This is a genomic window from Deltaproteobacteria bacterium (assembly GCA_016210045.1).
Lineage (GTDB): Bacteria > UBA10199 > UBA10199.
The window spans coordinates 99,329-118,511 of the sequence record JACQUX010000011.1; the positions used below are offsets into that span (position 1 = coordinate 99,329).

The window sequence follows — 19,183 nt, forward strand, 5'->3', positions numbered from 1 at the left end:
CGGGGCCTGGGGCGCATTCCACATTCCAGTAGTCAGTGCTCGTTCCGAGGGCCGGGCGGAGACGCCAGGGGTCCCCAGGGTACGCTATCGCGGCCGCATCGAGCGGCCGCGCGCTCGCCCTCGCCGTTTTCGTCATTAGATAACGCAAGGAGAAAACGACTCCGGGAGCCCCTGGAGACCCCTGGCGCCTCCGCCCGGCGAGAGCACAGGCCGTCTCCGTAATTGTTCATCAAATGTTCACACACGCGCTATGCCAAACATCCAGATTGAAACGCGGTCCCGGGCGGGGCGCGAGGGGGGCCTGCGGGCGAGTCTGAGCGAGGGAGCGCTATGGTGTTGAAGCTCGACCGAGCGAGGGTGCGTCGTGGCAAACGACGTCCTGTGGACGTCGGCAAACACGATGCACGGATGAAAGCCGCGCACCGAGCTTGCTGAGTGAGCCGAGCGCCGTAACGCGAGGCGAACGGCCCGCAGGCCCCCCTCGCGCCCCGCCCGGAAAATGGACACGAAAAGCGATTTTGCAAACACGCCTTAGCGCGTTATTCCCGATAACCAACGAACGGGAGCGAACGGTAGAGACCCTCCGAATCGAGGCCGTAGCCCAACACGTATTTATTGGGAATGGTAAACCCGCAGTAATCGATCAGGCCGCGCACTTCTGGATACAATTCCTTGTACAGCAAGCTTGCCACGCGCAACCGACTGGGGCGTTTCGCTTGCAAATGTTTCAACAAGTAGCGCAACGTCCGCCCGGTATCGACGATGTCTTCTACGAGCAACACGTCTTGGTCGGCGATCGGCTGCGTAAGATCCAGATCCAAGCGCACTACGCCGGTGGAGCGGTCATGGTCATAACTGGACACGCGGAGGAAGTCGCATCGGACGGGCTTGCGGAAGGCACGCACTAAGTCGGCCATAAAAATAAAGGCCCCCTTCAGGACCCCGATCACGACGAATTCCCCTCCGGCGTAATCGTCTTCGATTTCTCGGGCCAGCGTTTTAATCCGCGCGGCCAGCTGATCTGCGGGGATGAGGGGCTGGATGTCATGGGATGGGCGTTTCATCGTCATGTAGCTTGCGTAAAAGATCATGCCGGGTATAGCAAGCGAGAATTTGCGTGATGAAACGGATTCGTTCCTACAACGCTTCGTTGTTTCTTGTCGGCCTGCTGCTCTTGAGCTGTCGCACTGTGTCGGCCGCGACACTCGCCACAGCTATCACTCGCTATGGCCCAGCGGCCGAGGCCAGACTGACTCCGCATTTCCAAGCGACAGACATCCCCTACCCGCCCCGACAATTGCGCTTCCTGACCATCAAGGCGGAAAAGGCACTCGAAGTGTGGGCCGGCGCGGGGCAACATTGGCGCTTGATCAAACGCTACCCAATCTTGGCCGCCAGCGGCACGCTCGGGCCGAAGCTGCGCGAGGGCGACGCGCAAGTCCCGGAAGGACTGTACCGCATCGTCGCACTGAATCCGAACAGTGCGTTTCACCTCTCGATGCAACTCAACTACCCCAACGCCTTCGACCGCTTGCAGGCGCAGCGTGAAGGCCGGACGCATCCGGGCAGCGACATTTTCATCCACGGCGGCGCCGCATCGATCGGCTGTCTCGCCATCGGCGACTCAGCGATCGAAGAACTTTTCACGCTCGTGCACCGCACCGGCCTCAGCCATGTAGAGGTCATCATCACTCCGACCGATCCGCGCCGCGCCCCGCTCCGACCTCCGCCCCACTCGCCCGCTTGGGTCACGGCCCTGTACGATCAACTCACGGCGGCGATACGCGGCTGGCAGTAAAGTAGGGTTTAACGATCAGGTACGGCGTTTCGAGAAAAAAATGTTGCATCCAAGCCTCAGATGGATAGAAGGCGCCCAGTGTGAAATCGGGTCGTTAGCTCAGCTGGTAGAGCAGCTGACTCTTAATCAGCGGGTCGCAGGTTCGATCCCTGCACGACCCACCTGCACAACGCCTGGCTCGAAAGAGCTGGGCGTTGTCATTTGAAAGGAGTTTCCATGCACCGCGTGCCATTCGCCATATTACTCGTTGCTGGCATGACGTGGGCCGGCCCTACGTGGGCCAAGTCCACGCAATGTCGTTTGCAATTCGACCTGCATTCTTGGTCCGTGCTGTACAAGTCCGGCAAAGGGACCGGAGCCATCACGTGCGACAACGGACAGCGCGCGAACGTGAAAATTCGGGCCCATGGCGGCGGCGTCAGTTTCGGCAAGTCCAATATCGAAGACGGGCACGGCACGTTCTCCCGCGTCGAGGCAATCACCGCACTGTATGGCAGTTACGCCTCGTCCGAGGCCCACGCCGGCGCGGCCAAGTCGGCCGGTGCGCACGCGATGTGGAACGGCGACGTCTCGCTGACCCTCTCCGGCAAAGGGAAGGGATGGGATCTCGGCTTCGCGTTCGGGAGTTTCAAGATCTCGCCGCGGTAATCAGATGGGAACGAAGCAAGCCCCTGGTTGACACGTCCGGCACTGCTTGTTAGAGCGCGGCGGCGTTAAATTCGTGCGATCAGCATCAGGCACAGGACCTTCGGCGAGGCGCTAGCTCAGCTGGTAGAGCATCGCCCTTTTAAGGCGTGGGTCCCGGGTTCGAGCCCCGGGCGCCTCACCGAGGGTCTTTTGCCATGCCATTTCAGAACTTCCGCGTGCGCCCATATTCCCGCAGAAACAATCCACTCCGCGCCAACGGGCTTTGGTGAGTCGTGCGCGTCTCATCATTGATTCGATGTTCGTCGGCACATTTCAGACACAGCCACTTCTTGCCATTGAGGACGCCAACTCGGTGTTCATAGTGTTCGATATTGGACGCAAACTTGTCGCACAGATCGCACTGATTGCGAATCTCGTGGCCTTTCCGTTCGTCATCCAGCTTGATCGCCTTGCGCGGGCGTTCCTTCGTCTTCAGCTGATCCGACGTCGTAAACCCGGCCTTCTGCAGCGCCTTCTTGAGTTGGTCCATAGGGAATCCTTACAACCTCTATTTTCTATTTTCCACATACTATTTTTCTCGATTTTCCGCCCCCATCAACGGCACGTAACTACAGAAAATCGAAGAATGGAAAATGGAAAATAGAGGACGATTTTCCTCGCGGAAAATCGTTGTGGGCCCGGGAGGACTTGAACCTCCAACCATCCGGTTATGAGCCGGTGGCTCTAACCATTGAGCTACGGGCCCGGCTGAGCGTAGAAACTCGAAATCGTGGAGAAGGTCAAGGGGCTAGTGGGGAAGTCGACGACGGAACGTTGCGACGAGGGCAAGCAATATGATCCCGAGTACAAACTGCGGCCATTCGCCGGTCGGCGTCGGGAGGTCGGGAATGAAACTACAAAGACGCCGCGTCCCATTTTCGCAGCCGTCCGCATAGACACCATTGTTACACGCGGGGTCCTCTTCCGCCTTCGTCTTTTTCTTCTTACTCTTCTTCTCGTCGTCCTGGCCGCCGTACGTCGTCGCGGTTGCCGCCTCGCCAGTCATGCTGTCTTCAATCGTGTCTGGATCGACTAACGTGCCATTCACGCCCAACAGCGGTCCCATCAGATCAACCGCCCCGGGCGACGTCGCAAATTGACACTTGCCGGTCTCGACATCGTAGATTTGCCCCACGCGGTGGCAATCGATCAGGTTGGCCGGGGCCTGTTCCGCCGCTAACGGCGGCATCAAACTCAGTGCCGCTGCCGCACCCGGCCACAAGCCAACGGCCACGCCGCACATCACCAGGAAGCCGAGCCATCGATTCCGCATAGCCGCCTATATCAGCAACGCCTATGCCAACCGCGCGGCCACGGATGTCGGTATCTTTCGCGGAGTTACTGACCGACTAGCAGCCACTGCCGGTGACTCGGCACCTCGGCACCTTCTTACATCCGGCTCCTTGACTCCCTCTCCGCTTTTCGCTACCAGCATCCTCCAGCATGGCACGTCCGGTCCAAACGCGAACCAAGTTCATATTTGTCACCGGCGGGGTTGTCTCTTCTCTCGGCAAGGGTCTGGCTTGCGCCTCGATCGGGGCACTGCTGGAAAGTCGCGGGCTGAAGGTCACCATTCAAAAGCTTGATCCGTATATCAATGTCGACCCCGGCACGATGAATCCGCTGCAACACGGCGAAGTCTTTGTCACCGACGACGGCGCCGAAACGGATCTCGACTTAGGCCATTACGAACGTTTCACCCACGCGCGCTTGACCAAGCTCAACAATTTCACCACCGGCAAGATTTATCATTCGGTCATCGAAAAAGAACGCCGCGGGGCATATCTGGGACGCACCGTGCAGGTCATCCCACATATCACGGACGAAATCAAAGCGTGCGTCTTGCAAGCGGCGCAAGACACCGACATCGCATTGGTCGAAGTTGGTGGCACAGTCGGCGACATCGAAAGCCTGCCGTTTTGCGAGGCGATCCGGCAATTCAAATCGGACGTCGGCGGGCAAAACGTATTGTACATCCACCTCACGCTCGTCCCGCACATCGCTGCGGCAGGCGAGCTCAAAACCAAACCGACGCAACACAGCGTGCAGAAACTGCGCGAGATCGGGATCCAACCCGACATCCTGCTCTGTCGCTGCGATCGCGATCTCTCAAAAGACGTCCGCCAAAAGATTGCGCTGTTTTGTAACGTCGAGGCGAACGCCGTGTTTGCGGCCCGCGACGTCGCCAGCATTTACGAAGTCCCGCTCCGCCTCAACGAAGAGGGCCTGGATGAAAAGATCGTCGAGGAACTCAACATCTGGAGTCGCCAACCGGATCTGTCGGAATGGCGCCAACTCGGCGAGCGCGCCGCCGCTGCGACCGAAGAAGTGCGTGTCGGCGTCGTCGGCAAATATGTCAGCTTCACCGATTCCTACAAAAGTCTCAACGAGGCCCTGATCCATGGCGGCATCGCGAACGACGTGCGCGTGCGACTCCAGTTCATCGATTCCGAGCGCCTGGAAGATGTGACCGATGTCGAACCGTTCCTCCGCGATGTCGACGCCATCTTAGTCCCGGGAGGATTTGGCGATCGCGGCATCGAAGGGAAAATCCGCGCGATCCAATTTGCGCGGGAACGGAACATGCCGTTTTTCGGCATCTGCCTGGGGATGCAACTCGCGGTGATCGAATTTGCGCGACACGTCTGCAATTTAGCGGACGCCGATAGTCGAGAATTCGACGCCAAGACCCCGCACCCGGTCATCGACCTGATGGAAGAGCAAAAGGCGATCACTAATCTCGGCGGCACGATGCGTTTAGGCGCGTATCCGTGCACACTGACGCGGGGGTCCAAGGCCGCTGCGGCCTATGGCGAGGCGGAAATCTCGGAACGCCACCGCCATCGTTATGAAGTCAATAACGCCTACCTCGACACGTTGGCGACCCACGGCATGCGGGTGACGGGAATATTCAGCCGCGCCCAGTTGGTCGAAATGGTCGAACTCCACAATCATCCCTGGTTTCTGGGTTGCCAATTCCATCCCGAATTCAAATCGCGCCCGATGACTCCCCACCCGCTGTTTGCGCAATTCATCGAGGCCGGTCGGGCCGCGGCGCGCCGGCGCGTCTGGGCCGGGCAGAAAACCGGTGCCGCAGAACCTGTTGACACCCCGCTCATCACCTCCGCCACCCCGCTCCCCAAGCGCCCCACGCGCCGCCGGCGTTGAGGGAAAATTGACCCCTATAATGTCAAGGTATTAATCCGCAATTTTCGCGCCAAGACGGCTTGACGGCCGTCAAACCCTTTCTTATCATATCCGCAGTATGGCCTTGGAGATCAAACAGCAATTACGTCTCGCGCAACAACTCGTCATCACCCCCCAACTCCAGCAAGCTATTAAACTCCTCCAACTCTCCCGGATGGAACTCGAGGCCTTGGTCCAAACGGAACTGACGGAAAATCCGTTGCTCGAAGATAGTGAGCAAGAGGCCCCTGAAGAGGCCGCTCCCGAAGGCGATGGCGAGGAACGGACCGATCCGACCGACACCCCACCCGAGAACGACGCCAGTCAGAGCACCGAGGCCACGCGCGAGGAACAAGTTGCCGAAGTCGGCAAACAGGATGGCGAGTTGGTCGAGCCCCCCAACTTTGATTGGGAAAACTATCTCGGCAACTACAACGATCCATACCCCGCCGGCGAGGCCTCCGCGCCACCAGAGGCAAGCCAAACATTCGAGAACACCGTACACACCACCGAATCACTCCAAGAGCATCTGCTGTGGCAATTACAACTGTCGAATAGCTTCACAACCGCCGAACACGCAATCGCCGAAGAAATTATCGGCAACATCAACGACGACGGCTATCTCGCATCCACGCTCGATGAGCTGGCGGCCAAGCTCGGAATCGGCCCCGATGCCGTCGAGGCCTGTCTCCAGAAGGTCCACCGCTTCGACCCCGCCGGTGTCGGCGCGCGCGATCTGAAAGAATGTTTGACCCTTCAAGCCCGCCAACTCGGCGGCGAAGATGTCCCGCTCTTGTTGAAGGTCATCGACGCGCACTTGCCCGAATTGGAACGGCATCACTACTCGATGATCGCGAAGAAACTCGGCATCACCCCGGAACACGCGCGGACCCTCGCCCATGTCATCCACAATATGGAACCGAAACCGGGCCGTCCGTACTTCAGCGACCAGGCCCAATACATCATTCCCGATGTCTATGTGTATAAGGTCGGGGAAGACTACGTCATCATGCTGAACGAAGATGGCCTGCCGAAACTCCAAGTCAGTCGTTTTTATCGACGCACGTTGATGGACGGCAGTGCGGTCGCGAATCAAACCAAAGAATACATGCAGTCGAAGCTGCGCGCAGCGATGTGGCTGATTAAGAGTATCCACCAACGCCAACAGACGCTGTACAAAGTGACCAAAAGCATTGTGAAGTTCCAACATGAATTCTTCGACCGGGGCATCGAATATATGCGCCCGATGATCTTGCGCGATGTCGCCGAAGACGTCGGCGTCCATGAATCCACGGTCAGCCGCGTCACCACCAATAAATACGTGCATACGCCGCGCGGCATCTTCGAACTGAAGTTTTTCTTTAATAACGCGATCCACAAGAGTGAGGGCAACGACGTCGCCTCCGAAACCGTGAAGCAGAAGATCCAACAAATGATCCACGGTGAAAACCCGCTCCATCCATTGAGCGACCAACTCATCGCCCAACAATTGGCGCAGGAACGGATTCTGCTGGCGCGCCGAACCGTGGCAAAATACCGGGAGGCCCTCGGCATCTCTCCGTCTGCGCAACGACGACGGATGGAATGATTCACCGTGCGTAAGTCGGATTGACACCCCGCTCGGCTTGACTTAAGCACTTACGCACTCAAGCACTTAGACACTGCCGTTATAAGGAGCGGATATGGAACCGACATTTACATTTCGGAACATTGCGGCCACCGACGCACTCCGCGCCCATGCCGCTGAAAAAATCGATCGGTTGGAAAAATATTGGCAACGCCCAGCGACCATTCATTTCATCTTAGCGGTCGAACATCTGGACCATCGGGCGGAGCTCACGATTACGGACGGCGGCGAACAGCTCGTCGGTCACGCCACCACGCCCGATATGTACGCGTCCATTGACCAAGCCGTCCGCAAGGTGGAGCACCAACTGCAACGGCGCAAGGATCGCAAAACCAATCGCAAAGGGCGACCCTCCATTCCCGAATTGAGTCTCACACCGGAAGAATCATCCGAGTAGAACTGATTGCAACGCAGCGCGACCTCAGCTAGAAGCGGCCCTCATGCTCGCGATTCCCGTTATCCAGCTCGCAAAAGACCGCGACCACCAGATGCATCTCAAACTCCTGGCGGGCGAGCGGGGTCTGAGCAAAAAAATCACCATTCCACGCATTCAAAAACCGGGACTCGCGCTGACCGGCGACACGTCAGGCGTGCATGCGGGCCGCATCCAGGTATTGGGCGAATCGGAACTCACATATCTCAGCTCCCTCGACGCCGAGCCGCGGCAACAGGTCTTGACCGCGATCTGTCACGTCGACGTCACCTGTTTCGTGATTACCTGTGGGGCCGCCACCCCGGTCCCGCTCAAGGAACTTTGCGATACGCACGATATCCCGCTCTTTCAGACCCACTTGCTCACATCGACGTTCATTAATCGTGTTACGCGGTTCTTGGAAGATCATCTCACGGCCTCCACCTGCATTCACGGCGTCCTGATGGATGTCTTCGGAGTCGGGATGTTAGTGATCGGCAAGAGCGGAATCGGTAAGAGCGAAGTCGCGCTGGACCTGATCCTCCGCGGCCACCGGCTGGTCGCCGACGACATTGTGAATATCAAGAAGCGCCCACCGGCCACGCTCTTCGGAATGGGTTCGGAGATCATTAAGTACCACATGGAAATCCGCGGCCTCGGCATCATTAATATTAAAGACCTCTTCGGCATCGCCGCCATCCGCGACCGCAAAGTCGTCGAGGTCGTCGTCGAATTGCAAGAATGGGATCCGCGCGCCGAGTACGACCGGCTCGGCACGGAGGAGCGGAAATATACCTTGCTCGACGTCCACCTCCCCTATATCCAGATCCCGGTGCGCCCCGGACGCAATATCACGACGATTATCGAAGTCGCGGCACGGAATCAGCTGTTGAAAGTCGGCGGCCACCACTCGGCGCGGGAATTTCAAGAGCAGCTCCATCGTCAGCTGATCTCGCAGCGAGAACCGCATAGCTCCGTCTGGGAGATCTTGGAATGACCAGCAAACTGATCGGGATTGTGGCCGTCGGACACGGCAATCTGACCACCGCCATGGTCGACGCGGTCCGCAAAATCATGCCCGATGCGCAACAGATTACCAGTGTGGAAATCGATTCCAATGCCCCGGTCGAGGAAAATCGCAAAAAAATCGGCCGGGCCATCCAGGCCGTTGACCAAGATGTCGGCGTCCTGCTGCTGACCGATATGTTCGGCGGCACGCCGTCGAATCTCTGCCTCTCTTTTCTCAAACCGAATCGGATCGAGGTCATTAGTGGCCTCAATCTGCCGATGTTGATCAAGCTGTTGGGCGGCATGCAGCAACAGCACTTCAACGAGGTCGTCACTTTTATTCAACGCTATGGGCAAAAAAACATCGTTATCGCCAGCCACGTCCTCCAAGGCAAACTTGACTGAGGTCGGCCGGGTCGAACAATCGCTGCAGATCACCAACCAACTGGGGTTACACGCCCGTGCGGCCGCCAGCTTTGTGAAGATTGCGAATCGCTTTCGCTCCAGCATTACAGTGAAGAAAGACACGGTCGCGGTCAATGGGAAGAGCATCATGGGGGTCTTGATGTTGGCGGCTCCGAAAGGGACGTTAATCACGTTGATCGCGGAGGGCCCCGACGCCGCCGCTGCCGCCGTGGCCCTCGCCCAACTGATCCACGATAAATTTGGAGAAGAGTAAGTGGCCCGCAAGATCTTGACCCAAACCGCGGCCTCGCCCGGCATTGCGATTGGGCGCGTGCATTTGCTGGCCGGTCTCGCACCGACCATTCCGCATTATTGGATTCCCCATGCAACCACCGCCAAAGAAATCCTGCGCTTCCAACGAGCCGTTACCCACGCCCAAGATGATCTGACGCGAATTCGCGACCGCCTCTGTCGCTTTCAGAGCCGCGATCAGCGTCAAATTCTGGAAATGCATCTCTTGCTGCTACAAGACGAAATGTTGGTGCAACACACCATCGACCTGATTCGCGATCGCGCCATCGGGGCGGAATGGGCGTTGGAAAAGACGCTCGATTACATCAACGCGGCGATGCTCGGCGCCACGGAGGCGTACTTACGCGAACGCCGCGCCGATGTCGAACAAGTCGGGCTCCGGATCCTCCGTCATTTGCTCGGCATTGCCGATCGCACCATCAAGACCGTCCCCTACCCGGCCACGATCTTAATCGCGGCCGATCTCTCGCCGGCGGAAGTGGCGTCGTTGAACCGCGCACACATTAAAGGCCTGGCCACGGCCCGCGGCGGCAGGACCTCGCACACGGCGATCATTGCGCGGTCATTGGAGATCCCCGCGATTCTCGGACTCGATGCCGTCGTGCCACTGGCGCGCGAAGGAGAACTCGCGATCCTCGATGCCGACCGCGGGCGCTTGCTGTTGCAACCAACCCGCACGGAGATCGCACAATATCAGCGACGTCAACGACGTACCACGCACGGCAAACGCCTCTACCGCCGGGAGCGAGACCTCCCTGCGGAAACCCGCGACGGGGTCCGCGTCGGACTGGCCGCCAACATCGAGGTCGCCGATGAAATTGCTCACGCCCTCACGCAGGGCGCCGAATCGATCGGACTGTTCCGCAGCGAATACCTTTTTCTGAATCGAGCCGACTCGCCGTCGGAAGAGGAACAGTTGGCGCAATATCGCTTGGCGTTGGAACAAGCCGCTCCCCGCCCGGTCACGATTCGCACCCTCGACATCGGCGGCGACAAGATCGCCGCGTTCACCGAATACGCCGTCGAGGCCAACCCCGCGCTCGGCTTGCGCGGCATCCGCTTCTGTCTTCGTGAACGCGCGTTATTCATGACCCAACTGCGCGCGCTGTACCGCGCCAGCATCTACGGACCGCTGCGCATCTTGGTGCCGATGATCAGCGATCTGGAAGAGTGGCGCGCCGTGACCGCCATCATCGCCGAGGTGCAACAAGCGCTCACGACCGCCCGCATCCCATTCGACGACCGCGTTCCACTCGGCATCATGGTGGAAGTCCCCGCGACCGTCATGCTGATCGACGACTTCGTGCGCCAAGTGCAATTTCTGAGTATCGGCACGAATGATTTAACCCAATACGCTCTGGCCGCGGATCGCGGCAATGAACACGTGAGCTATCTCTATCGCGCCATTCATCCGGCCATGCTGCGGATGATCCACCGCATCGTCACGGCCGCCCGCCGCTATGCCATTCCGGTGACGCTTTGCGGTGAAATGGCGGCCGACCCAATGGCCGTTCCCTTCCTCGTCGGTCTGGAAGTCGCCACGTTAAGTATGATGCCCGTCTCACTCCCGCCGGTGAAACACCTGATTCGCTCGCTGTCGCTCGTGGAACAAAAGGCCGCTGTCGCCCGCGCGCTGCAGGCCGGCACGGTCGCCGAAGTCGAGGCGATTCTTCGCACGGTCCGTGAACCCAAGCTCCTTACGATGGGCGACGAGGCACCCAAAACCGCTTGACACGTCTCCGCGCCAACGCTACGAACCCCGTCCACATGTGTGCTCGGGGTCGTACGCAGAAACACCACAAGCGGTCCGCACCGCGTAACACGAAAACCACTAAGGAGCGAGCCATGAACAACCGCACGTATTTCTTCACCTCGGAATCCGTCACCGAAGGACATCCGGACAAAGTCGCCGACCAAATTTCCGATACCATCCTGGACTCGCTGCTGGCGCAAGACCAGAACTCGCGCGTCGCCTGCGAAACCATGGTCACCACCGGATTGGCACTGGTGGCCGGAGAAATCACCACCAATGCCACGGTGCACTACCCGGAACTGATCCGCAACACGATCAAGGAAATTGGCTACAATCATCACTCGATGGGATTCGATTGGGAAACCTGCGCAGTCCTGACTTCGTTCGATCGGCAATCCGTCGATATCGCCCAAGGCGTCAACGAAGGCGAAGGGACCTACAAAGAACAGGGCGCTGGAGATCAGGGCCTGATGTTCGGCTATGCGAGCAACGAGACCAAAGAACTAATGCCGCTGCCGATTGCGTTGGCACACCGCTTAGCCGAACGGCTGGCGAGCTGTCGCAAGCAAGGCACGCTCCCGTTTCTCCGTCCCGATGGCAAGACGCAAGTGACCGTGCAATACGAAGGCTATCGACCCGTCCGAATCGATACCGTCGTCGTCTCGACCCAACACGCGCCGGACATCAGCCAAGAGGCGATTCAAGAAGGGGTCTTGGCGGAAGTGGTCAAACCGATCATCCCGGCAGAACTCTTGGATAAGAAAACCCGCTATTTTATTAACCCGACGGGACGCTTCGTCTTGGGCGGGCCCCACGCGGACTGCGGGCTCACCGGTCGCAAGATCATCGCCGACACCTACGGCGGCATGGGGAGCCACGGGGGCGGCGCATTCTCGGGAAAGGATCCGACAAAAGTCGATCGATCGGCGTCGTATATGGCGCGCTATATCGCCAAGAACGTTGTTGCCTCCGGGATCGTCGACCGCTGCGAGGTCCAAATCGCGTATGTCATCGGGTATTCCGAACCCATCTCGCTGTTGATCAACGGCTTCAAGACCGAACGCGTCGACGCGGGCAAGCTTGAAGCAGCGGTCCGCGAGATCTTCCCGTTGCGGCCGGCGGCCATTATCAAACACCTCGAGCTGCGTCGCCCCATCTATCGGAAGACAGCGGCGTACGGGCACTTCGGGCGCGAACTGGCGGAATTCACCTGGGAGCGCACCGACCGGGCCGAGGCACTGCGTAAACTTTTGAATGCCTAAACCTCGCAAATCCGCTGCGGACCGCCATTTGCGTTGTCTGTTAGTGGAAGACAATCCGGACCACGCGCAGTTAATTCATGAACGGCTGCATAAGAAACTGCCGCGGCTCGCGATCACCCGAGTGGAACTGATTCCGGAGGCCATAACCGCGCTGAAGACCGAACCGTTCGCGCTGGTGATTACCAGCCTCGAATTGGGGCATCAGTCGCTCGGCACGGCGCTCGCCACCCTTGTCCGGGCAGCCAAAACGGCTCCGGTCCTGGTCCTCTCCGGCAATACCCATCCTCAAACAGCCACGGAGGCCAAGAAACAGGGCAGCAGCGATTTTCACCTGAAGACGCGCGAGACGCTCGATCAACTCCCTGACATCGTCACCGCGCTGCTGCACCATCCGGCTCGGCGATCGGCACCAATAGCGACCGCAGCAGCAACGCCTTCACCGTCGCACCTCGCTCATGACACCGTCGACGGGCTCGTGCAAACGCTCAATCGCTGGCTCGACCGTCGGACCGCCCCCGCCCGGCAACACTTGCAATCGCTCCTGAACCAACTCCGCAAACTCCAACGCCATCTGGGAACCCCGCACCCCGATACAACGGCGCGTTGAGGTCTCCCGGCTCCGATCACGACACGCGCGCACCCACGAGAAAGTTGGCAATCCTTTTGCTCTTAGAAATGCCCGATATGGTCTCACGTATCCACCATTCGCCGCCGGCGACGCCTCCTGGGCTCGGCTCGGCGGAGCAGCCAACGCCTCCAGCAGCGCGCGCTTCCAGCGACCTGTTGGAGCAATTCCGTGCGCAGGCGACGCTGCTGCAACGGTTGCAAGCCACGGGACAGCTGGACGCGCCTGGGACCGAACTGCTCGGCTCCGTACAAGAGGCCATCACATTCCTGGATCAAGTCATTGGAGGACCACTGCCATGAGCACGCCCGAGAAAATTCGCGGCAAGTCGTCCGCCGTCTATCTCCCCCCAGCATCCGCTTCCGCAGCGGTATCGCCCGGCACCGTGCATCGACAGGGAGATACTTTCGATGTCGCCCACGACCCAGCACTCGCCCAGTTTCGCGCCAAGGCCGCCGGATCCGCCGCGGCCGAGGCCGTCAGTCCCATTGCGGAACTGACCGCCCAACTCGACTTGCAAGGGGCTGCCCGTCAACGCGGCCGTAACCGGCAAATCCGCAATATCGCCAATGATTTTGCGGCGATCCGGCTCGAGGCCGAAGCAACGAAGGCGAATGTCACCTTCGAACCGCCCCATGTCCCGCGTTTCCGGGACTTGGTGGAAGTCGTCGAAGGCAATTTGAACAACCCGGCGGAACGGCAACGGCTCCTCAAGGAAGTGGCCGGCCATTATGTCGAACGCCGCGAGGAAATACTTAATGCCATCCAGGATGCCAAGGCCCAGCTGCAGGCCCCGAACGTGACGCAAGTGCGTGTGACGCAAGCGATCCTCGGCCGGCTCCAAGAGTCGTTGTTCGCCTGCGAGCGGGAAATGGAAGAGTTACGACAGTATGAAGTTCACCTTTCGTAGCGGGACTGAGGACCCCAGACAGGCCAGGCTTGGCACCATGCCACCCTACGACCCGCAGCCCCGCTTAAAAAATTCCCTATAAATTATCAGCCAGATAGGCCGAACACCGCACCGCAATCCGTGGCAAAGTTCTTGCTCCATAGCGAAGTGACCTATGAACACACCCGGACTCAAAGGCGTTACCGTCATCCCCGCTGGGTCGACCTATGGCAAGGCCAAGGCCGTGGACCAGACTCCGTCGGCCACCGACCAACACCTCCAAGATATTTTTCAGCGGATGGAGACCGAAGCCAGCCAGGCGTCCGGCATCGACGCCGCTGCGGATCCGCTCTTAGCCCTGCGCGCCGCATTGGAAGGGACGACCATCCCCACGACCGAATATCCGGTACCCAGCGTGGAAGAACTGGTGGCCAAATTCCCGACGCTCAACTTTTTTGCCGATGGCCAGATTGAAGCGCAATTCGAGGCACTGAAGTTCGAGTACGCCAAGCAGGCCGCCGACCTGGAAGGCCAGCTCAAGAATGCCGCCCTGACGCCGACCCAACAGCGCACCGTCCGCGCGCAATACGAGTCACTGCAGCAGGCGCTGATCCAAATCGACCAAGAAATCGCCGGGACGCGCGAGGTCGCCGCCAAGGCGCAACAGACCTATGCACAAGAGATCGCACTGCTGAAAAAAGTCGGACTGGAAGAGATCACTCCTGAAGAGGCCGATCTGAACGGCGACGGCAAGATCGGCAACGGCGAATTTATTCTCGGGACGCGGACCCTCGAAGGCGAGACCGAGGTCGCGATCCTCGACGCGAAGACGATGAAGCCGATCAAGTTCGACGCAGACGGCAATCCAATGGGTGCGAATGTGCTGAATCCGAAATATGAATACGATCTCCAGCAATCGGGCCTAAAATTCCCGACCGAGCTGCTCCCAAATAAGGACACGACCGGAGCGGACCTCGTCCTTCAAGCCAAAGGAGAGTATTTGGGGGCGCGCAAGAGTTACGACGGGTCGGACAATACATACAACGCCCATATCGATATCCCAATTCCCGAAGCCATTTGGGTGGAGACGTATGCGAACGGCGAGGTCAAATCGACGCTGAAAAACGGCGAAACCCATTTAACGGCCGCCAATACGTCGTTGCTGATGTCGCCGCCGACCGACGCCTCGCACTACAAACAGATTAAAATCACGACTGCCGAAATTTCCTCCGTCACGTCGGAACCGCCGCTCAGTTGGAATAACAGCGGGACCACGACCTGGAAGAAAGAGTACGGCACGGATCAGCTGGTGAAATTCCGTGACGCCGACGGCAACGTGGTGCTCCAACTCCGGATCACCGGCTACGGGACCAAAGGACAGGGCCAAGACACGCCCTTTGAAGGCGTGAACTACGTGACCGCCTCGTCCCTCTCGCTCGCGGTCAGCAGCGGGTCCGGAACCTTCGGCAACGACAAGAACAAGATCCGCACCTCACCGGTCGAGGTGAACTTTGCGAGCAACTACGTCTCCACCGGTACCGGTGGTCAGTTTAATTTTGCCGCCGCGCAGGAATTCGATCACTCACATAATGACGATGCGAACCAGATCACGGACTCCAAACAACGCGCCCTGCTGAAGACGATGCAAAGCCTCGGGCTCTGGACCCCGAGTGACCTGCAGCGCGGTTATCTCGGCACCCAGGGTGGATTCCACGATTACCTGACCGGTGCCTATATCGTCGGCCTGCGCGGCAACATTAAGGGCACCAATTACAACGACGCGATCGACGTGGCACCGCCCCCCGACACGGTGGATCCGGAAGATCCGGAATACACCACCACGATCGACGGCGGCGGCGGTTACAACGCGATCTTCGGGAAACACGGCAATCACTATGTGCAAGGCGCGACGTTCGTCGAGATCACGGGGCGCGACGGCGACGTGAATCACATCGGCACCAAGGGCGAAGTGACGTGGGCTAATTCCCACCAAGACGCCGCCACGCAAGAATGGGTGAAGGAGTCGTGGGCCGACAACCCGTCCGTCTACGTGCGGGTGGACACCCCCGGCGCGAATAGCGTGACCGTGCTCGGCAATCCGGAAGAGGCCAAAGCGGATGGATTCGACAAGTGGATCAACGTCGATGTCCCGACGACGGATGAATTAAAGACCGATCCCAAGGCCGTGGCGAAAAAACACGCGAACGATTTCTATGCCATCAACTCCGGCAGTTTCAACGCCTACAACCAACGCGATCTCGACCTGCTCGGCGCCGGCCTCGACGATAATCCGCTCAGCAGCGCGCACAAGGACGACATCCTGGAGATCTATCAAGAGAAACGGAAAAAAGTCGTCGAGGCGATTCAGGCGAAAGAAGAAGAAATTGAAGCAGGGAGCGCAACGGCGGAAGTTGAGGCCTGGCAGGAATACGGCCCGCTCTACACCGAAGCCCAGGAAGAGATGTCGGGATTTTTTGCGGCGTATGCCCAGCATGAAGGGATCGCGCCCACCAATGACGGATTGGGCGCGAAACAAACGGACGTTGCAAAGACGTTTGGCGCGTAACACGGGGGATGACGTATGTTGATTAACGGACTCAACAGTCGAGCAGCGGGCACGGTCGGCGAGGTCGCGAATCAAGACCAACTCGCCCGGTTGGAAGAGCAGCTGCGGCGCCTCGAGGCGGATAAACAAGCGCTCGCCAACACCAAAGATTACTTCGAACTCCTCCCGATGGAAGACCAGGCGCGGGTTCGCGAGATCGAGGCCGAGATCGAGGCGTTGAGCCACTTATTGGAAACCTATCGGGACTTCGTCACGACAGGAAAATGGGACCCAGCCGCCGTCAACCAAATTGATGTCGACGCGGTCGAGGAACATCTCGCCGGCCTCGAGCCCGGTTGGAACGACATGAGTGGCGCAATCGAGAACGTCATTGCCGCAGAGGACAAGAAAAAAGTCGGCAGCACATATGTCGGCACGATCATGCTCGACAACAGCGGCGTTTACGATCCGCAAAATCCGCTCGCCTCCAATGCGCTGGCCTTCGTCGTGCCAGCCGGCGCCACGGCGGTCGCGGGCCAGACGGTCGGGAAAGATATCCATATCAAAGTGACGTTTGCCGATAAGCATGTGGAAACCACCGTGCTCAAAAACATGGCCGTCCGTCCTGAAGCGATTTACATGTACGGCGCCACGCACGCAGGTCCACTCGCACTCGATTTCTCCAACGTCATTCGCGTCAGCGACGGCAATTGGGGCAAGCCGTTCGGCGAGACCTCGGGACTCTTCATCTTCGCCGGCGCCGGCCATGACCGCGTGCTCGGCTCGCAAGGCGACGACGTGATCGTCGGCAACGGCGGCAACGACGCGCTGTACGGCAACGGCGGAAAAGATCTGATCTTCGGCGACGGGTTCAATGAAGACGGTGCTGCGGGTTTTGAACCCACCGACGGCAACGACTTGATCGACGGCGGCGCCGAGGCCGACACCATCCGCGCCGGCGGCGGCAACCAAGACCAGATCCTGAACATCGCCGATGACTCCGCCGGCGAACATGAGAACGCCGGCGCGACCGAAAAGCTCGAACAAGTCGACGTCAAATTGATCATCCCGGACCAGAATGTGCCCGCGAAATACCAAAATGGCTCGCTCGTCGTCGACGGCTACGCACTGACCGGCCCGTTCAATGTCCAAATGCCGAAGGGCTACAGCATGGCAACGGCGGAAGTCGACGAGAACGGCAAGTCACTCGTGATCACGATGGTCGGATTCGATCAACAAGGTGCCCCGCATACGCTGCGCGTCATGGTGAAGGGATTCTTCGACCCTGCCAATCACATTCAACTGAACTTTCACGGCAACGATGTCGGCAACAACATGATCGACTTCCACAACATCACGTTAAAAGGCAATACGATCAACATCAATGCGGGTGACGGCGACGACATCATCATGGCGCCGCGGACCTATTTGGACGACTTAGGGATTCCGGTCAGCGAATTGGGCACCAGCACATTGAGCGAATCGGAGTTGGAAGACATCGTCGACGTGATGCGCAGCGTCCACACCGACGACGACGGCAAGACGCAGACCCACCCACTCACGTGGGGACTCGACGCGTATCCGGAGACGGATGGCTTTGCGTGGAACGACTTCGAGATCGAAGACAACGGCAGTTTTGTGCAGAACGGCGAAGTCGTATTGGTCGGGAACGGAAACCCGGTCGAGAGTCTCAACTTCGAGCGTCCGGAGGGTTTTGACGACGCGGTCCTGATGCGCGACGGCGACGACTTCAAACTCGTGTTCTTCAAACGCGGCGTGGACACGGTCGATCAAGTGGTCGTGCGCCTCAAAGGGATCTCCGCTGACACCACGGTCTTCGTGGCCGGCGCTCCGATCCCGACGATTGGCGGACTTTCGGAAGTCGTCGGCGGCAACGGCGACGATACGATTTACGCCTCGGTCAACTCGGTTGCGACCGGCAACCAATCGAACGAATCGGTCGTGACCGGCGCATATCCATTCGCATGGGCCGAACCGGTCCAGCCCGGCACGCCGCTGACGGAACAATTGACGGAAGTGGAAAAAGAGATCGACGATTTGAACGAAGAGCTCGGCGAAAAACAGGCCGCGTTCGACAAAGAGACCGACGAGAAGAAAAAGACGAAATTGCAGCAACAGATCGATGCACTCCAAGACCAAGTCGACGAACTCGAGACGCAGAAGAAGAAACTCGAGGCCAAGCAAGGGAAGAAGTAGCGCGGCGCCAAATTCCCGAGTGGAGAGCGAGGGGGGAGCCTGCGGGCCGTTCGCCTCGCGTTACGGCGCTCGGCTCACTGAGACCTCGCTCGGTCGGGCTTCAACACCATAGTGCTCCCTCGCTCAGACTCGCCCGCAGGCTCCCCCCTCGCTCTCCGCTCGGGTCCCCTTGCACAATTTGGACAAATATCCATCGTGCGGCGATTAATACCGCAGCGCCTGCCCCGTTAGGATGAAGTAACCGCCGAAACTTGGTCGCAGTCTTGATACTATGAACGAACTCTCGCGAGCGCCCCCTGAGCGCGCCTCTGTCGATGGGGCACCACGGCCGGGGGCGCGGGGTGGGGGGCGCCAGGGGCTCTCGGCGCCGTTTTCTCCTTGCGAGATCTAAAGGCGAAAACGGCGAGGGCGAGCGCGCGGCGGCTCGATGCCGCCGCGATAGCGTACCCTGGCGCCC

The 19,183-nt window shown here is 59.2% G+C and carries 18 protein-coding genes and 3 tRNA genes; 17 read left to right on the plus strand and 4 right to left on the minus strand.

Translation table 11 applies throughout. The features are described 5' to 3' along the window. Positions 1-539: 539 nt before the first annotated feature. The gene (hpt, locus tag HY696_03760) at positions 540-1,064 is read right to left on the minus strand and encodes a hypoxanthine phosphoribosyltransferase (protein MBI4237521.1); all 525 of its coding nucleotides are present in this window, start codon (positions 1,062-1,064) and stop codon (positions 540-542) included. Between the two features lie 56 nt (positions 1,065-1,120). Here hpt and HY696_03765 point away from each other — a divergent pair, with 56 nt between their 5' ends. The 4 genes from HY696_03765 to HY696_03780 all read left to right on the plus strand — a co-directional run bounded on the left by HY696_03765 (position 1,121) and on the right by HY696_03780 (position 2,624). Then, positions 1,121-1,798, plus strand: coding sequence for a L,D-transpeptidase family protein (locus HY696_03765; protein MBI4237522.1), 678 nt, complete (start codon positions 1,121-1,123; stop codon positions 1,796-1,798). An 88-nt stretch (positions 1,799-1,886) separates the two neighbouring features. Beyond that, positions 1,887-1,959 (plus strand) — tRNA-Lys (locus HY696_03770). 55 nt (positions 1,960-2,014) lie between these two features. Then, entirely contained in the window at positions 2,015-2,446 is a 432-nt protein-coding gene (locus tag HY696_03775; protein ID MBI4237523.1) for a hypothetical protein, read from the plus strand. 105 nt (positions 2,447-2,551) lie between these two features. After that, positions 2,552-2,624, plus strand: a tRNA-Lys gene (locus HY696_03780). Positions 2,625-2,648: 24 nt separating this feature from the next. Here the strand turns inward: HY696_03780 and HY696_03785 are convergent. The 3 genes from HY696_03785 to HY696_03795 all read right to left on the minus strand — a co-directional run bounded on the left by HY696_03785 (position 2,649) and on the right by HY696_03795 (position 3,758). Continuing rightward, positions 2,649-2,975, minus strand: coding sequence for a hypothetical protein (locus HY696_03785; GenBank protein ID MBI4237524.1), 327 nt, complete (start codon positions 2,973-2,975; stop codon positions 2,649-2,651). A 143-nt stretch (positions 2,976-3,118) separates the two neighbouring features. Further along, a tRNA-Ile gene (locus HY696_03790) sits at positions 3,119-3,191 on the minus strand. Between the two features lie 42 nt (positions 3,192-3,233). Next, positions 3,234-3,758: a hypothetical protein gene (locus tag HY696_03795; GenBank protein ID MBI4237525.1), complete on the minus strand. Its 525-nt coding sequence runs from the start codon at positions 3,756-3,758 to the stop codon at positions 3,234-3,236. A gap of 170 nt (positions 3,759-3,928) precedes the next feature. Here HY696_03795 and HY696_03800 point away from each other — a divergent pair, with 170 nt between their 5' ends. The 13 genes from HY696_03800 to HY696_03860 all read left to right on the plus strand — a co-directional run bounded on the left by HY696_03800 (position 3,929) and on the right by HY696_03860 (position 18,726). Then, complete coding sequence (locus HY696_03800; GenBank protein MBI4237526.1) at positions 3,929-5,653, plus strand: CTP synthase; 1,725 nt, start codon at positions 3,929-3,931, stop codon at positions 5,651-5,653. Between the two features lie 97 nt (positions 5,654-5,750). Next, on the plus strand, positions 5,751-7,259 hold the full coding sequence (gene rpoN / locus HY696_03805) for an RNA polymerase factor sigma-54 (GenBank protein MBI4237527.1): 1,509 nt from the start codon (positions 5,751-5,753) through the stop codon (positions 7,257-7,259). A 94-nt stretch (positions 7,260-7,353) separates the two neighbouring features. Next, a complete protein-coding gene (raiA, locus tag HY696_03810) occupies positions 7,354-7,695 on the plus strand; it encodes a ribosome-associated translation inhibitor RaiA (protein ID MBI4237528.1) in 342 nt (113 codons plus the stop codon). 43 nt (positions 7,696-7,738) lie between these two features. After that, entirely contained in the window at positions 7,739-8,707 is a 969-nt protein-coding gene (hprK, locus tag HY696_03815; protein MBI4237529.1) for an HPr(Ser) kinase/phosphatase, read from the plus strand. Beyond that, the gene (locus tag HY696_03820) at positions 8,704-9,123 is read left to right on the plus strand and encodes a PTS sugar transporter subunit IIA (GenBank protein ID MBI4237530.1); all 420 of its coding nucleotides are present in this window, start codon (positions 8,704-8,706) and stop codon (positions 9,121-9,123) included. The genes hprK and HY696_03820 overlap by 4 nt, the downstream gene beginning before the upstream one ends. After that, positions 9,068-9,397 (plus strand): HPr family phosphocarrier protein, encoded by a 330-nt coding sequence (locus HY696_03825; GenBank protein ID MBI4237531.1) that lies wholly within the window; start codon positions 9,068-9,070, stop codon positions 9,395-9,397. Before HY696_03820 ends, HY696_03825 begins: the two co-directional genes overlap by 56 nt. Then, positions 9,398-11,167: a phosphoenolpyruvate--protein phosphotransferase gene (gene ptsP, locus HY696_03830; GenBank protein ID MBI4237532.1), complete on the plus strand. Its 1,770-nt coding sequence runs from the start codon at positions 9,398-9,400 to the stop codon at positions 11,165-11,167. 113 nt (positions 11,168-11,280) lie between these two features. After that, entirely contained in the window at positions 11,281-12,450 is a 1,170-nt protein-coding gene (locus HY696_03835) for a methionine adenosyltransferase (protein ID MBI4237533.1), read from the plus strand. Then, complete coding sequence (locus tag HY696_03840) at positions 12,443-13,057, plus strand: response regulator (protein ID MBI4237534.1); 615 nt, start codon at positions 12,443-12,445, stop codon at positions 13,055-13,057. Before HY696_03835 ends, HY696_03840 begins: the two co-directional genes overlap by 8 nt. A gap of 77 nt (positions 13,058-13,134) precedes the next feature. Beyond that, positions 13,135-13,377 (plus strand): hypothetical protein, encoded by a 243-nt coding sequence (locus tag HY696_03845; protein MBI4237535.1) that lies wholly within the window; start codon positions 13,135-13,137, stop codon positions 13,375-13,377. Further along, positions 13,374-13,985: a hypothetical protein gene (locus HY696_03850; GenBank protein ID MBI4237536.1), complete on the plus strand. Its 612-nt coding sequence runs from the start codon at positions 13,374-13,376 to the stop codon at positions 13,983-13,985. Before HY696_03845 ends, HY696_03850 begins: the two co-directional genes overlap by 4 nt. Before the next feature lie 154 nt (positions 13,986-14,139). Next, on the plus strand, positions 14,140-16,530 hold the full coding sequence (locus HY696_03855) for a hypothetical protein (protein ID MBI4237537.1): 2,391 nt from the start codon (positions 14,140-14,142) through the stop codon (positions 16,528-16,530). Positions 16,531-16,545: 15 nt separating this feature from the next. Further along, positions 16,546-18,726, plus strand: a complete 2,181-nt coding sequence (locus HY696_03860; protein ID MBI4237538.1) for a hypothetical protein — start codon at positions 16,546-16,548, stop codon at positions 18,724-18,726. Positions 18,727-19,183: the final 457 nt, after the last annotated feature.